The sequence below is a fragment of the Maricaulis sp. MIT060901 genome, from assembly GCF_047123815.1.
Classification (GTDB): Bacteria; Pseudomonadota; Alphaproteobacteria; order Caulobacterales; family Maricaulaceae; genus Maricaulis.
Genome location: NZ_CP138920.1, coordinates 792549 through 806910, shown reverse-complemented (window position 1 = coordinate 806910; position 14362 = coordinate 792549). Strand labels below are relative to the sequence as shown.

The following is a 14362-nucleotide window of genomic DNA, read 5'->3' as shown; positions in this document are numbered from 1 at the left end:
GGCTGTGATGGCCACACCTGCGTCGATCACTCGCCCTTGAGGCGGTCTGGGATCCCCAGCCCCTCAGCAAGCGTGTTCAGCTGGTCCACGGTCTTTTCGTCCAGGGGAATGCCTTCCCGCTCGCGCTTGCCGCGCCAGGCGCGTTCGGGGGCGCCGGGGATGAGGACGGGGCTGTCCCAGTCCATCGGCGGGGACTGGGTGACGTATTCGCCGAGCGCGGCCATTTCCTCATCCATCCAGTTTTCATCACCAAAGGCCTGGGGCGAGAGGATGATCGAGAACATCGAGTTCTGGATGCCGCCGCGACGTTCATGCTCTGGCTGGATCGTGCCCGAGCGCGACAGCACGCCAGCCAGGATCTCGCAGGCATAGGCCAGGCCATACCCCTTGTGGCGGGCAAACGGGGTGAGGGCGCCCTTGATCTCGAAGCCGGCCATGCCGGACGGGTCTGTGGTGGGCATGCCCTGGTCATTGAGCAATGTGCCCGGTGGAACCGTGACGCCCTTGTTGGCCGCGACGCGTACCTTGCCGAGGGCGATGATGCTGGTCGCCATGTCGAGCAGGAAGGTCGGGTTGTTTGCGGTTTCCGGAAAGCCGATGCAGATCGGGTTGGTGCCGAAGCGCGCGTCAGAGCCCCGGAAGGGGGCGACCAGCGGCGCATGATCATAGACATTCACGAAGTGCAGGGAGGCCAGGCCTTTTGCCGAAAGGTGTTCGGCGTAGGCTCCGATCCGTCCCAGGTGATGTGCATTGGCCAGGGTGCAGCAGGACAGGCCCAGCTCGTTCGCCTTGGCTGCCGCTTGATCCAGTGCGCTGTAGGCCGCGGGAGCGCCCCAGCCGCCCTTCGCGTCGGCCTGCAAGAGGGCGGGCATGCGGTTGAGCCATTCCAGCTCCGCGTCGAGTTCAACCAGGCCCTTTTTGATATGGGCGAGATAGGCGGGCAGCATGCCGACGCCGTGGCTGTCATGACCGACCATGTTGGCGTCGACTAGATGCCGGGCGACGATGCGCGCATCGGTCTCACGGCAGCCGCCGGCTGTCAGCACGTCGGTTGTGAAGTCCAGGAGCGGGTCGAAATCGAAGCGAGCAGGGTCGGGAATCATGCTTTTGGGGCGGTCCGTAAAAATCGTGATTTCCTGGTAAGTTAATCTTAACCAGTAATCATGAGCGGATTTTGTATCGTTCTGACACAGAACGCCGATAGATAAAATTTGAACGTTTTAAGTTATTGATTTAATTATGAAACATAAAATCACTTTCGTTCGAATTTCGCGAATCGATTTAAGCAATTCGCAACCGGTTTTTGTCATTCTCCATCACGTCGGGTCGCAACGGCCCTTGAGAAAAAGTATACGGCAACGCAAGACGGGGAATAAGCTCGCACGGTGCCAGCAGTAAATGGATGAGGGAATGTCGATGAAAACGACGGGTATCATGTTTATGGCGGCGGCGATGACGGCAATGAGCTTTGCGGCTGCCCCGGCAATGGCACAGGATCGCGAGCGCACCAATGTGGAAGCGCCGAGCTATCCCCGAGGTGCCGAGCGTCGCGGTATCGAAGGATACGCGGTTGTTGAATACACTGTGACGGAAACCGGCGAGGTCGCTAACGCGACGGTTGTCGAAGCCAATCCGGAAGGTGTCTTTGATCGTGCAGTTATCCGGGCAATCGAAGGTTGGGCCTACGCCCCGGCTGCAACTGCTACGGACGGCATGCAGCAGCGCTTCGATTTTAACCTTGGCGGTTAAGTGAAGGCGTAAATGCCTTGCTAGCAATGGTTAAGTCTTAACGAGACTAGGCCTGTCGGCAAAAGAACCGATCAGCAAAATTAATAATAACACTTCATTTACGGCGGCGCGTTAGCGTCGCCTTGTTTTTTGCTGTCCGGATTCGATTGCCGTTAGGGGCCGAGACTATGAATGCTTTTATTGCCAACTTCTTGGAAAAGACTTCCAGTGTCCGTGTGAGACTGCTTGCAGCCTTTGGTCTGTCAGCGGCGATGACTTTGATTGCCGCGGGGGTTGGCGTCTTCGGCTTCAACTCTACGAATTCTGCCGTCGAACAGATCGCGGACCGGGCCATTCCGGAGACACAGGCGATCAGCTCACTGTCGGAAGCCAGCCAGCGCCTCGCCGAGACACTTCCGGCGTTCGCGCTTTCTCCCACGGTGGAATCGCGTCTGGAGAATTACGCACACGTCGCAGACTTGCGCGATACGTTGCAGTCGGAACTAGCCGTTCTGCAATCGCTCTCCGGTGCACAGGAAACGGCAACCCTGGCAACTTCCGTTGACGAGCTGGTGACTGTGGCAGACGGTATGAACGAGGTTGTTGAACAGCGCCTTCAGATCCGTGACCGCCGCAATTACGAAACGAGCCGCGCGACAACGACCCGCGCCGGTTTTGCGTCTTCCATTGAAGGTGCCCTGGATTCCAGTGACGAGGCTGACATTGAAAGCTTGTTGCGCGCCATGGTTTCCGCCAACCAGATCCTGATCAGCTTCAACGAGGTCGCGACCGCAGCGTCCAATGCGGAAGTTGATGCAATCTTTGACAATTTCGATGAAGCCGTCGGTGAACTGGATGTCAATCTGGCCATTCTCGGACCGATCGCGACACAGGAAATGCGAGACCTGTCCGGTCAACTGATCGGTTTTGGTGAAGGTTCGGGCGGTATTTTCGAACTGCGCAAATCCGAGCTGACAGCTGAAGCAACTGCAGAGACTGTCGCGGAAGAGGCGCGCATCTCTGCCGAGGCCCTTGTTGCCAATGTAAACGCATTCAAGGAACAGGTCGGCGAGCGCGTCTCTGATGCGACCTCCGCGGCCAATGGTGCCGTGACCACCGGCCGGATCCTGCTGCTTGCTATCGCGGCCATCGGCCTGGGTATCGCCGTCGCGATTGCCTGGTTCTATGTATCCTCCATCCTGCTCAAGCGGATCAGCTCCATGGCCTCGACCATGTCAGCGCTGGCCGAGGGCAATTCCGACGTCAATCTGGGTTTTGAGCCCGGCAATGACGAAATCGGTGACATGGCCCGCTCCGTCGACGTCTTCCGTCAGAACGCCATCGAGCGTGCTCGCCTGGAAGCCGAGACCGAGGAAGAGCGCCGCATGAAAGAGAAACGCTCTGCTGCTGTTGAAAGCCTCATCCAGGCCTTCGATGAAGCCTCTGCCAATGCTCTGGGTCAGGTTTCTGACGCAGCCGGTCAGATGGAAACCGCAGCCCGCGCCATGAGCTCCACTGCTGCTGCCACCACTGGCAAGTCCGCCGCCGTGGCGCAGGCGTCCGAGGGCGCATCCCAGAACGTTCAGACGGTTGCTGCTGCGGCCGAGGAAATGGTCTCCTCGATCGGCGAGATCTCCCAGCAGATTTCCCGCTCCACCGAGATCGCCGGCAGCGCTGTTGACCAGGTTGAGAAGACCAATGTTGACGTTCAGCGTCTCAATGATGCGGCCAAGTCGATCGACGACATTGTCAGCCTCATCAATGATATCGCCGAGCAGACCAATCTGCTGGCCCTGAACGCGACCATCGAGGCCGCACGGGCTGGCGAGGCCGGCAAGGGCTTCGCGGTCGTTGCTTCCGAGGTCAAGACCCTGGCCGAACAGACCGGTAATGCGACGCAGAATATCTCCGAGCACATCTCCGGCATCCAGTCTGCGACCCAGACGGCCGTGGAAGCCATGGGCTCCATCGGTTCCACGATCCACGAGATGAGCGAGATCGCCACCGCCATTGCTGCCGCGATGGAAGAGCAGCGTGCTGCCGCTGGAGAGATCACCCGCTCTGCCCAGGAAGCAGCAGACGGTACGCGTGACGTCTTCGCCAATATCCAGGAAGTCGATCAGGCGACCTCGGAGACGGGTCAGAGCGCCGGCCAGGTGCTCGAGGCATCGCTCGCGGTATCGCGTCAGTCCGAGGATCTGAAGGGGTCTGTCGAGCAGTTCCTGACCGAGGTTCGCACCGCCTAACTGCAACCAACTGAAATCTAGCACCGCCCGCGTCTTGCCAGCCGCGGGCGGTTTGCGTATATGCCACCCTCCCGTTGTCGGGAAACCTCGTGGCGAGGTAGCTCAGCTGGTTAGAGCGCACGACTCATAATCGTGAGGTCGAGAGTTCAAGTCTCTCCCTCGCCACCACTTCTTTCTCGAATAATGGGTCCGATACCGGCAGCCATGCTTGCCGGCGGTGTTCCGTCGCGAATTGCTATGGTTTCAGCTGATGACGATGCCCGTGACCAGCATCGCGAAGCTGGCGGTGATGAGGATGAATTTCAACATGGTGCGACCCCTGTGTAATGAGGGGATTTAAGCGGCGTGCTGTTGAACGTGACCTGAATGCCGGCTTTCGCGATCGGGAAAAGAAAAAGCCGGCCAAGACTGGCCGGCTTTTCCTCAGTTTATGCGAAGCGGTTCTTAGAAACGCTTGGTCGCACGCAGATACCAGGAACCACCTTCATAGTTCGCGGCACTACGGCGCGGGTAGGGCAGGCCAACGCTGATGCGGTTGGCAAACGTGCCGTCATTCTGAATTTCATCGACATAGCTGTCGAAGATATTCGTTGCACCGAAGACGAGGCGCATGCTGTCGGAGACGTCATAGCCGAGCTCGGCATCGAAATAGATCGTCTGGTCGATCAGGGCCGAGCGGTTGCCCGCCGTACCGTTGATCGTGCCACGCTCGTCATAGTGCTCGCCATAATAATTGGCACGCACCAGCAGGTTCCAGTTCTCGGCGAAATAGGTGTTCGCCGTGGCAACGAAACGAAGCTCCGGATAGTTGTTCTCGATATCCTCGATCGTTGCATCGCTGACCGGGTTGACGCCGCCGACCGGGCTCTGGCCGACAACTTCAAGCTTGTTGTAGTTCAGGGCCAGGGTCACGTCGGTATTCATGTCGCCGGACCAGTCGAAACCGGAGGTCAGTACCACATCCACACCCTGGGATTCGATGTCCAGAGCGTTGGTGTAGAAGGAAATGGTCGGACCGGTCGGGCCTTGCGGCTGGATGTCGCCGGTACGATAGATCCGGTCATCAACCTCGATGCGGTAGAAGTCGACCGTCAACGACGTCGCCTGTCCGAACTGGTTGGAGAAACCGAAGCTGTAGTTCACCGAGCTTTCCTCGGTAAGCGGCGCGCCACCGGCGAGGACCGCCAGCGGGTTGGTTGCCGGCACAAGGCCTTCCTCGACCTGCAGGCCGGTCGTTCCGTCAAACGTTGTGATCGTCGTACGAACATTGGCCTGACCCGGTGTCGGGGCGTGGAAGCCCGTGGACACCGCACCGCGCAGGGTGAGGGTGTCAGAGACATTGTAGCGAGCCGCGATCTTGCCGTTCAGCGTCTCGCCGAAGTCAGAGAAGTCCTCGTAACGCAGAGCATACTGCATCAGGAAATTGTCGCTGACATCGTGCTCGAGATCGACATAGAGCGCGGTGTTCTCACGCTCGAAATCGCCGGCATCTTCCGGACGGATACCGCCAAAGCCGTTGGAACCGGAACCCTGGTAGGAATTCGGCTCGCCTGCCACGACGATGTAGGTTTCCTTGCGCCATTCAAAACCAAAACCGAGATTCATGTTGTCGCCAAGGGCGCGCGAGAAATCGGCGTTGAAATTGTGCTCTTCCTGCTCATAGCCACCCACGTCGAAGTCGCGCTGGGCCGGCTGGCCACCGGAGAGACCGAGCGACGGGTTGATTGTGTTGTTGAGGAAGTAGTCGAGCTCGTTGCGGCCAAAACCGACACTGAAGTCGAAGCCAAGACCGTCTTTCTCACCGCGCAGACCGCCGACAAGGCTGTAATCGGTCTGATCACCGTCCAGGAACGGGGTGTAACCCGCCTGAAGTCCCGTGAAACCGGCATTACGCAGCGGTACCAGCGAGGAGTGGTTCGGGTTGCGGTAGAAGAAGCGGTAGCGACCCTCGGTCTCGGCATAATTACCGAAGCCATAGAGCTCGGTGCCGCCGCCCATATCAATGCCGGCGTTGAAGAACGTGCGCAGGCCGCTGGTTTCCGGGCGGCCCCAGGTCTGGACAAGCGGCGCATCGCCAAACGGGCTGTCTGCGCCGACGCCCGGCGTGCCACCATCGATGAGGGCCTGGGCATCCGGACGCTGGATACCGCGCGAGAGTGCCTCGTTGTCGGTGTATTCAGCGGTGATGTTCAGGAAGCCTTCTTCGCCGAGCGGGAAACCGGCATTACCGGCGACGCGGTAGCTGACTTCGCCGTCGTAGAACTGACCATACTGGGCGACGATCTCTGCGCCTTCACGGTCTTCGCGAGCGGCGAAGTTGATGACGCCTGCGATGGCGTCGGAACCGTACTGAGCGGCCGCACCATCGCGCAGGACTTCCACCCGCTGGAGCGCAAGGCCCGGGATCATGCCGACATCGGGGCCGTGGGCACCATTACCAGCTGCAGGCGCGAAGAACTGGACCAGCGCAGAGCGGTGGCGGCGTTTGCCATTGACCAAGACGAGCGTCTGGTCGGGCGCCATGCCACGCAGCGATGTCGGACGAATGAAGGCACTGCCGTCACCTGTCGCGGGCGTCGCCGTGTAGGACGGCACCAGATTGCGGAGATTGTCGGTCAGGTCCGCGGAATTGCCGAGAGAGTTGAAGTCCTCGCGCGAGATGACATCGATCGGAACCGGCGAATCCGTGGCCGAGCGTGCCTGTGTGTTGCGTGAGCCGAGGACGGTGAGCTGTTCGCGTTCCTCGGACGCGCCATCCTCCTGCGCGTGAGCTGCTGTTGAGACCAAGGCGAGCGTCGAAACGGACGCCATAACCATCAGAGCCGATTTGAAGTTCTGGATTTTCATTGTTTCCCCCTTGAGAAAATGGCGAGCGTCGGCTGCTCGCATAATATAGTATTAACTTCAAAGTTTCGGATCATGTCCTTCACTCAGAGTTGAGTCAAAACATCTTTGGCAAGGAGGGCGGGAAATCTTCTCCTGTGTGGCTTGACGCTCACACCTGTCTAGCCGCCTGGGAGAGCGGGGCGCGGCGAGGGCGCTGAAGTCGAGCCGGAGATCCGCACAGAAAGTACGATCAACTCAGCCTGAGCCACCCGCCTGATTGGTCCCTTGAACTGACGTTGCCTGAGCCGGACTCTCACGCAGACAGTGTCACCATGCTCGGCGCGCTTAGGCGACGCCTAGAGCGTGCCGAAGTGATTGCGGACTGTTGCAGGGGGCCGCGCCGTCAAGCGATGAAGCGTTTCCGGCCGGTGGCAGCCTTGGCAGGCAATTCTTCCAGCATGGCGGTGAGGCTGCGCATCTCAATTGGTTTGGCCAGGCATCCATTGAGGCCTTCCCGGGCATATCGGTCACGTTCTTCCTGCATGGTGCTGGCCGTAAAGGCGATGACCGGTGTTGTCGTGTTCGGGCCTTCGCTCGCGCGAATCCTTTTGGTCAGCTCAATTCCGTCGCAGAGCGGCATCTGGATGTCCATCAGGATGAGGTCGAAAGCCTTCTCGTCGGTCAGCCGCAGGGCGACTTCCGGATCGTCCGCGGTTGTTGTGGCGTGGCCGAGCTGGTTGAGCAGAGCGCTGGCTACGGTGAGATTGATACGCTGGTCGTCCACGACCAGGACCTCGAGGGTTTCGCCCGCGCACGCGTTGGAGACAGGTTCTGTTGTCTCGGTTTCAGCAACCCTTACAGCGGCGATAGTGAATTGGAAGGTCGAACCGCTGCCCGATGTGCTGGTCACTCCCATACTGCCGCCCATGAGCGCACAGAGCTTGTTGCATATCGACAGCCCCAGCCCAGCACCACCATATTGCCGGGTCGTCGTCTCGTCGGCCTGGGCGAAGCGCTTGAATACGTGGTCCTGGTCTTCCTCGCTGATGCCAATGCCAGTGTCCTCGACCTCGAACCGCAGCTTGTCGACACCCTCCGGGCGCAGGCGAACATCAATGCGGCCCTGTTCGGTGAACTTGATGGCATTGCCGACCAGGTTGGACAGGATCTGGCGCAGCCGGATCGGATCAACATTGAACTGTCCAGTGACCGCCGGGTCGATGTCCACGCCGAGTTCCACATCGGAGAATTTCAGTTGGGCCGAGAAGAGGTGGGTGACCTGATCCGTCAGCTTGGCCACATCACAGGGGCGCGGCGTGATGCGCACGGCGTTCGCGTCCAGCTTGGAAATGTCCAGGATGTCGTTGAGCAAGACCACAAGCGCCGAAGCCGAAGCGTGCATGGACGAGATCTCATCCGGAAACAAAGTGCCGTCTTCACGGTGTTTGGCCAATTCCAGAAAACCCAGTACGCCATTCATGGGCGTTCGGATTTCGTGGCTCATATTGGCGAGGAAGACGGACTTGGCACGTTCCGCGGCGACGCGGCTGGTGACATCGCGGGTCACCGCGATCATTTCGGTTACTTTACCATTGCCTCTGGGGTCGCAATAGGGAACCGCCATCTGGTGCATCCAGCGACGTGTCCCGTCCAGGCCCTGGATTTCGAATTCCTGGTCGACAGTTTCGCCTTCGAACACCCGCCGGACACCGTCACGGAACTGGTCGTGATACGCGGGCAGCAATAGGTTCAGAACCGACTGTCCCTCGACCTGACCGAGGCAGTCGGCGGCGATCATTTTCAGGCCGGCAGGGTTCATGTCGAGCAGTCGGCAATCGCGATCGACACTCTTGATGCATTCCGTGATGGAGCTGACGATGGCACGCAGACGTGACGCCTCCGGATCGTGTAAATTGTCGTGCGTCATTTTGGCGGCTCCCACTCACAGGCTGAAATGAATCAGTTTGCGAACAGTAGTATAAAGCAATTAATGGCGGGCTAATTGTAAATCTGGGCCTATGTGCCTTCAGGTGGAGGCGACCGGTTCGGGGCGGACGCCGGACGCCCACCCCAAACCAACTTCAGGACTATTCCGCCGCGATGGTCTCTTCCGGTCCGACGCCTTCGCGCTTTTCCAGTTCGACACCATTGTGAACGAGGCGCGTCATCCATGGAAGCGGATTGCGTAGAGCGAAGTGGGCCATGCAGGCACCTTCGGCCTCTTCCAGCAGTTTCTGTACTGTGGCGGCGTCTTCCGGACTGTCGATCAGGACATGGCTCTCAATGCCGTCACAGGCGCCCTCAGTGGGATAACCCAGCTCGCGCATGGTCGAGAGATTGGTCTTGAAGCGGATACGTTGTTCGATCTTCATCGAGGTAATATCGATCTTGCGCGCCGTCAGGATGTCGCTGAGATGGGTCAGCAGGCAAAAGGCGATGCCGGCCGAGAAATACGCCAGTGGAGGCGGGGCGGTGTCGTCACCGACCGGCTTTTGTTCATCGCAGTACAGCTTGGCGGGGCTGAAACCGGGGATGTTGACTTGTACGACGCCGCTCTTCCTCTGGCGTTCATGGGCCTCGGCGACGATATTGACCTCGAAATGCAGCGGCTCCGGCGGGCGGCCCTTTTTGAACGGGCTGGGTTCGAACTGGGTGATCTCCGGCAGACCTTCGCCACGCTCGCCTACTTTGAAGTCTTCGGTTGCTGACATGTTTTTCTCCATTTTATTGTGGAGAAATACCATCAGCGTTTCGCTGTATTCCGTCTTTTTTGTGTTTTCAATTTCCAAAATGGAAGAATATAAGCAAAAACTGACAATATCTCGGAGGAAATCACCATGAGTTTGAATGCAGACGATCGTCGGCTTCTGTCCGTGCTTCAAAACGAAGGACGCATTGCTATGGTGGAACTGGCCCGCCGCGCCAACATGTCCGAGACAACCTGTCTCCGCCGGGTCAGGTCACTGGAAGCGGCCGGCATTATCTCCGGCTATCGCGCCGAGATCGCGCGCCACGCCACCGGGTTTGACGTCACGGCCTTCATCCAGGTCAGCCTGGATCAGCGCATCGAGGCCGCCAGCGATGTGTTCAAGAAAGCCATCGACCGCGAACCTTGGGTGCTGGAATGTTACTCCGTGGCCGGGACTTATGATCACCTGCTCAAGGTCGTCGCACCGGATAACCAGGCGCTGGCCAATTTTGTCCTCAAACGCTTGGCGACCTATGAAAGCGTGCGAGATTTCCAGACGGTGTTCGTGCTCGACACGGTCAAGCATGAAACAGCCCTGCCATTGTCGACGGATCGCTTTTAGATCCGGGCGGTTTTTGGGTAGGCGGAAAAGCCTTCAGCGCTAGGCGCGGCGATCGTCGGACGGGTCGGTTCCGATGTCGAAGGTCAGAATGGTCAACACCGTGATGATCAAGGCCTGGACCGTGAAGGAGGCCATGGTAAGGCCACTGCCATCGAACAGGTTATTGAACAGGGTGTGGTTGGTCATCATTACCCAGTCGATCCGGTCAAAAAGGAATGAGACAACAAACACCGGTAGTACGAACCGGCTGCGACGCAGAAGCAGGAGGAGGGCGATGATGTTCAGCGTGACATGGCTGAAGAAGAAGAACTCCTGAGTGAAGGTCAGGGATGCCAGGAATTCCTGGGCGACCGCTTCGTCCTGCCACAGGCCAAGCCGTGCGGAGATGTCATGCCAGGCCCAGTAGAGGCCGTAGAGCGTCTGCAGGACCAGCAGAAAGACCCCGGTCAGGAAGATCGTGTTGTTGGAAGCCAGGCGAGTGAACATCGATACCTTGGTAGTTGACCATCCGACGGCGGGTAGCGCGATTGTCTAGCAGGGCAAGATGAAGAAGAGGTTGTCTGCCTCTATCCGTAAGCGGCATAGGCCTGGGGCAGCTCTACCGAGACGGTCTCGATCAGCTCCGCGAGGGCTTCTAGCGGCTCGATCACGCTGCACCGGATGTCGCTGTAATCACCTTGCCAGCCTGCCTGGCTGCGTGTCTCGGTCAGCTGGTCCAGCAATTCGGTCTCGCCGGCAAACAACGGGAAAGCCTCGCACAGCATTGCAATGGCCTCACGAAGACGCATGTCCAGCAGAAGGGCGACAATATCGCCCACGGCATAACCATGACGCGCGGATATGGCGGGCAGGGCCCCGGCGATTTCCAGAACCCGTAACATGGCGCCCTGGCGAAGGGCGTGCAGGGCATGGATCGGAATCCTCGCCTCATGCCGGGCATCAATTGGCCGTGGTTCATCCAGCCGGCTTATCAGCTCGTCGAACTCGCCGAGGTCCACAGAGAAACGGTCTGCGCAATTCTGGACATGATGACTTGTGCCTCCTCGGCGAACCTCGTCGGCAACCCGGATGCGCGCGTGCCGCACTTCATCGGATTGTTGTTTGGACAGCGCAATCCAGAGGCTGGGCGCATACACCTCGGCATAACCCCGAAGGGCCGGTACGCTGGTGTTCATTCGTGCAGAGATGGCCAGGTCGACCAGCTGGCGCATGCGGTCGGAACGGTTGATGAGACTGACCAGCTCGTCGCGCTCCGATGGCATGGCTGATCCGAAGCCACAGGCAGAATTCACCGGCACGCCAACCTGTTGCAGGATGGCATTGTGGGAAATCGCGCGCAGGGTGCGCGGACCGCCCGCTTTGGCGCGACGGGTCGGGCGCGAGCCGGCCTGCCAGAGAAACCCCGGGCCCAGATCACTGATCAGGCCGGCATAGTTTTCATTTTCGAACAGGTCTTCGTGCCAGTCCCGGATCTCGCGATAGACGTCCCAGACCAGGTTGGTGTCGCTATAAAAGGGGTCATCGGGCAGGGGTGGTGTCGTCAGTGCGTGAACGGCAAGCGTCGCAACGGTGCTGTCAGAGAGCTGTGGCCGTGCGAAATGCAACAGGCCGTCCCCGCCCTGGAAGGACACTTCATTGCGCAGGGCGATTGTCTTGGCGGCGCAGCGGGCTTGTGTCCAGGGGGACAGGACATAATCCAGCCGGTCTTTCAGACTGCCGGGATAGGCGCCGCGGCCGATGGATTCCCCGTGTGTGTTGAAGACCAAAAGCGCGATGCCCGGCAGTTCCCGGGCGAGCGACTGCGCGATCAGGTTCTGGATTCGCTCGATCGCCATTCCGGCGGCAATCTGGCCAATAAAACGTCCAGCATCGGAGAAGCCGAACTGCACACTCAGCTGGCCGCGTGTCTTTACATGATCGGCAAAGGCACTTGAGCGGATAAGGCGGGTGATGAAGCGACCACCGTTTTTAAGGGCGGCCGGCGTCTCGAACAGGGGTGAAATGTCGAGATGGTCGGCAACCCCATACTGTTTGGCCAGGTAAAGCGCGCCCATGACGGTTGCCGGATTTTCGCTCTCTGCAATCAGGAAGCGGATCGGGGTGTGCGCGTCGACATGTTTGAGGATCTGCGCGCACAACATCATCTGGCGCCGAGCGGTGGATTGTTCGGTGACGAGATCACCAAAATTGATCGCGACCGGCTCAATATTCTCGGCGCGTTCATTGAGCGTTTCCAGAGCGACCCGGCCCAGCTGCGCATCATTGGGCTGGATGCCGAGGTCGCGGCGGATGACAGAGCCGATCTGGATGGCGTTGAGCCGCAGATGGATGCGCGCGGTGCCCAGGCCATAACTCTGCATTTCCGCCGCCAGAATAGCACAGTCCAGACGGGCCTGGTCGTCGAGTGTTGCGTCGGCAGCTGCGGTCCTCAATATCTCACGGGCCCGCTCCAGATCGGTAATGCGATCCGGGTGGGCCGTGGTGAGGAGGTTGGCTGCCTCGACCTGGCCAGCGAGGTCGTCCCCGGCGGCATCGAACGCTGCAGCTTCACGGCGCGAAAGCGCGAGTGCCCGGCTGAGATCGTCGCGAAGTGTGCCCAGTTCCGAGCGTGCGGAATGCGCTAGACTGTCCAGCGCGGTGCAATATCGATCGAGCTGCTCGGCTTTTTCTCTCAAGCGATTGGCGAAGGATTTTGACCAGCTGATATCGGAGCGGCCGTCCAGATCATATCCCACCCACGACGCGATGCTCGGTGCATTGGGGCGCAGTGTGTGCCAGTCATCAGGGTAGGCATCCCTGGCCTTGGTGAGCACGCGGGAGAGGTAGTTGCGGGCGGAGGCCTGGGCGTTGGCGATGCCGGCCTGGGTCGCAGAGTGTTCGTCATCCAGAGTGACCGAGGTGCGCGGCCGGGAGGGTTTAAGCGCTGAGTCGGCGCCTAGCTCGCCAACAGATAACGCGGCCAACTGGTCATAGGTCGCCGGGTCATAGGCAAAGGTCGGATGGGCTGTGAAGACCAGACCTCCGAGCGGTTTCTCGACCGTGGCCCGCAGGAGTTCAAAATCCCGGGCAAGCGTATCCAGCTTGCCTTCGAGTGCATGCCAAGGGTCGTCTCTATCCAGCCTGTGTTGTTCGCGCAGCCGCTGAGCGCGCGAACGCGTAAGGTCGCTGCCGATCTCTTGCGCCAGTTCAACCAGCCTGGCAGGCGCGGTTTCATCCTTGCCGAGCCCGAAGAACAGGTCCTGAGCCAAACGAAAAACCGAATTGGTCTGGGGGTTGGTCGCGATGAGGTCGGCATGGGCACGCAGCGTGCTGTAGAGGTTCTGCTTGTTGTCCAGCGAGTTTCCCATCGATCCGTGCCCTCCCGGCCTTGTGCTGGAGCATAGCGTGCCAAAGATGGTTGGCGAGTGCTAGCGTTAACTTGTGCGCTGCAGCATTTTGGTGCGGCCGCCTGTGCTTTCAGGGAAGGAAGCCCTGAATTCTATTCCGCGGGCAGGGCGATGATATCTCGCGCCCGAGCCGGATCCAGCAAGAGATCGACCAGCGTGTACTGGTCCAGGACTGCCTGGAAGGCCCGACCGGCTTCGCTGAGTATTCCGTTGAGGCCGCAAACCGGGAGCAGGCAGCAATTGCTTGTGCGTGGTGGATGGCATTCGGCAAACGAGAAATCGGGCTCGATCTCGCGCACGACTTCGCCCAGGGAAATCTCGCTGGGCTCTCTGGCGAGTTCCAGGCCACCGCCCTTGCCCCGGATAGACCTGACATAGCCAGCCTTCACCAGCGCCTGGGCGACCTTCATCAGGTGATTGCGGGAAATCCGGTTTCGTTCGGCCATGTCGGGAACCGTGACGCGCGCGCCAGGGCGGGCTGCCAGCATCATCAGTAATCGCAGGGCATAGTCGGTGTGCAGGGTCAGTCGCATGGTCAGCTCATTAAAGATGCATATGAAATATTAGTATTGCACGCGACATTTGAAACCGGTAATTAGAATATTAGTTATGGGGTGGATATGCAAATCCTGATGACGATAGTCATGCTGTTCGCGGGCGGGTTCACGCTGTTCTGGTTTTTCGCCTATGCGAGCCTGTTACGGGAGAATTTCCGTTTCGCGGCCCGGGCCGGGCACACGCCGGCTGACCGTATGGAAACCGAAATCATTCGGGCTGCCCGCGCGGCCTTTCCGATCGGGTTGGGTACGCTTTTCCTGGCGCTTCTGGCGTTGGCTGTCTTCAACGGGATCTGAGATGAAAAACG

General features: G+C 59.4%; 11 protein-coding genes and 1 tRNA gene. 5 read left to right on the top strand and 7 right to left on the bottom strand.

The features are described 5' to 3' along the window. Window positions 1-26 precede the first annotated feature (26 nt). Window positions 27-1103 carry a malate/lactate/ureidoglycolate dehydrogenase gene (locus SIC17_RS04155; RefSeq protein ID WP_412546478.1) on the bottom strand — a complete coding sequence of 359 codons (1077 nt, stop codon included), beginning with the start codon at window positions 1101-1103 and terminating at the stop codon, window positions 27-29. A gap of 307 nt (window positions 1104-1410) precedes the next feature. Here SIC17_RS04155 and SIC17_RS04150 point away from each other — a divergent pair, with 307 nt between their 5' ends. The 3 genes from SIC17_RS04150 to SIC17_RS04140 all read left to right on the top strand — a co-directional run bounded on the left by SIC17_RS04150 (window position 1411) and on the right by SIC17_RS04140 (window position 4142). Then, a complete protein-coding gene (locus tag SIC17_RS04150) occupies window positions 1411-1749 on the top strand; it encodes an energy transducer TonB (protein WP_291894136.1) in 339 nt (112 codons plus the stop codon). Between the two features lie 215 nt (window positions 1750-1964). Then, entirely contained in the window at window positions 1965-3974 is a 2010-nt protein-coding gene (locus SIC17_RS04145) for a methyl-accepting chemotaxis protein (RefSeq protein ID WP_412546477.1), read from the top strand. Window positions 3975-4065: 91 nt separating this feature from the next. After that, a tRNA-Met gene (locus SIC17_RS04140) sits at window positions 4066-4142 on the top strand. 276 nt (window positions 4143-4418) lie between these two features. Here the strand turns inward: SIC17_RS04140 and SIC17_RS04135 are convergent. The 3 genes from SIC17_RS04135 to SIC17_RS04125 all read right to left on the bottom strand — a co-directional run bounded on the left by SIC17_RS04135 (window position 4419) and on the right by SIC17_RS04125 (window position 9511). Next, the gene (locus SIC17_RS04135; RefSeq protein WP_291894131.1) at window positions 4419-6821 is read right to left on the bottom strand and encodes a TonB-dependent receptor plug domain-containing protein; all 2403 of its coding nucleotides are present in this window, start codon (window positions 6819-6821) and stop codon (window positions 4419-4421) included. A 382-nt stretch (window positions 6822-7203) separates the two neighbouring features. Then, window positions 7204-8727 (bottom strand): ATP-binding protein, encoded by a 1524-nt coding sequence (locus tag SIC17_RS04130; protein WP_412546476.1) that lies wholly within the window; start codon window positions 8725-8727, stop codon window positions 7204-7206. 160 nt (window positions 8728-8887) lie between these two features. Further along, window positions 8888-9511, bottom strand: coding sequence for an OsmC family protein (locus SIC17_RS04125; protein WP_291894127.1), 624 nt, complete (start codon window positions 9509-9511; stop codon window positions 8888-8890). Window positions 9512-9637: 126 nt separating this feature from the next. On the opposite strand from SIC17_RS04125, the gene SIC17_RS04120 reads away from it, so the two are divergent. Beyond that, window positions 9638-10111, top strand: coding sequence for an Lrp/AsnC family transcriptional regulator (locus SIC17_RS04120; RefSeq protein ID WP_291894125.1), 474 nt, complete (start codon window positions 9638-9640; stop codon window positions 10109-10111). A gap of 39 nt (window positions 10112-10150) precedes the next feature. On the opposite strand, the gene SIC17_RS04115 is transcribed toward SIC17_RS04120, so the two are convergent. The 3 genes from SIC17_RS04115 to SIC17_RS04105 all read right to left on the bottom strand — a co-directional run bounded on the left by SIC17_RS04115 (window position 10151) and on the right by SIC17_RS04105 (window position 14030). Beyond that, window positions 10151-10597 carry a hypothetical protein gene (locus tag SIC17_RS04115; RefSeq protein ID WP_291894123.1) on the bottom strand — a complete coding sequence of 149 codons (447 nt, stop codon included), beginning with the start codon at window positions 10595-10597 and terminating at the stop codon, window positions 10151-10153. An 80-nt stretch (window positions 10598-10677) separates the two neighbouring features. Further along, on the bottom strand, window positions 10678-13458 hold the full coding sequence (locus SIC17_RS04110) for a phosphoenolpyruvate carboxylase (protein ID WP_412546475.1): 2781 nt from the start codon (window positions 13456-13458) through the stop codon (window positions 10678-10680). A gap of 131 nt (window positions 13459-13589) precedes the next feature. Further along, window positions 13590-14030 carry an RrF2 family transcriptional regulator gene (locus tag SIC17_RS04105; RefSeq protein WP_291894120.1) on the bottom strand — a complete coding sequence of 147 codons (441 nt, stop codon included), beginning with the start codon at window positions 14028-14030 and terminating at the stop codon, window positions 13590-13592. A gap of 87 nt (window positions 14031-14117) precedes the next feature. Here SIC17_RS04105 and SIC17_RS04100 point away from each other — a divergent pair, with 87 nt between their 5' ends. Beyond that, window positions 14118-14351, top strand: a complete 234-nt coding sequence (locus SIC17_RS04100) for a hypothetical protein (protein WP_412546474.1) — start codon at window positions 14118-14120, stop codon at window positions 14349-14351. Window positions 14352-14362 lie beyond the last annotated feature (11 nt).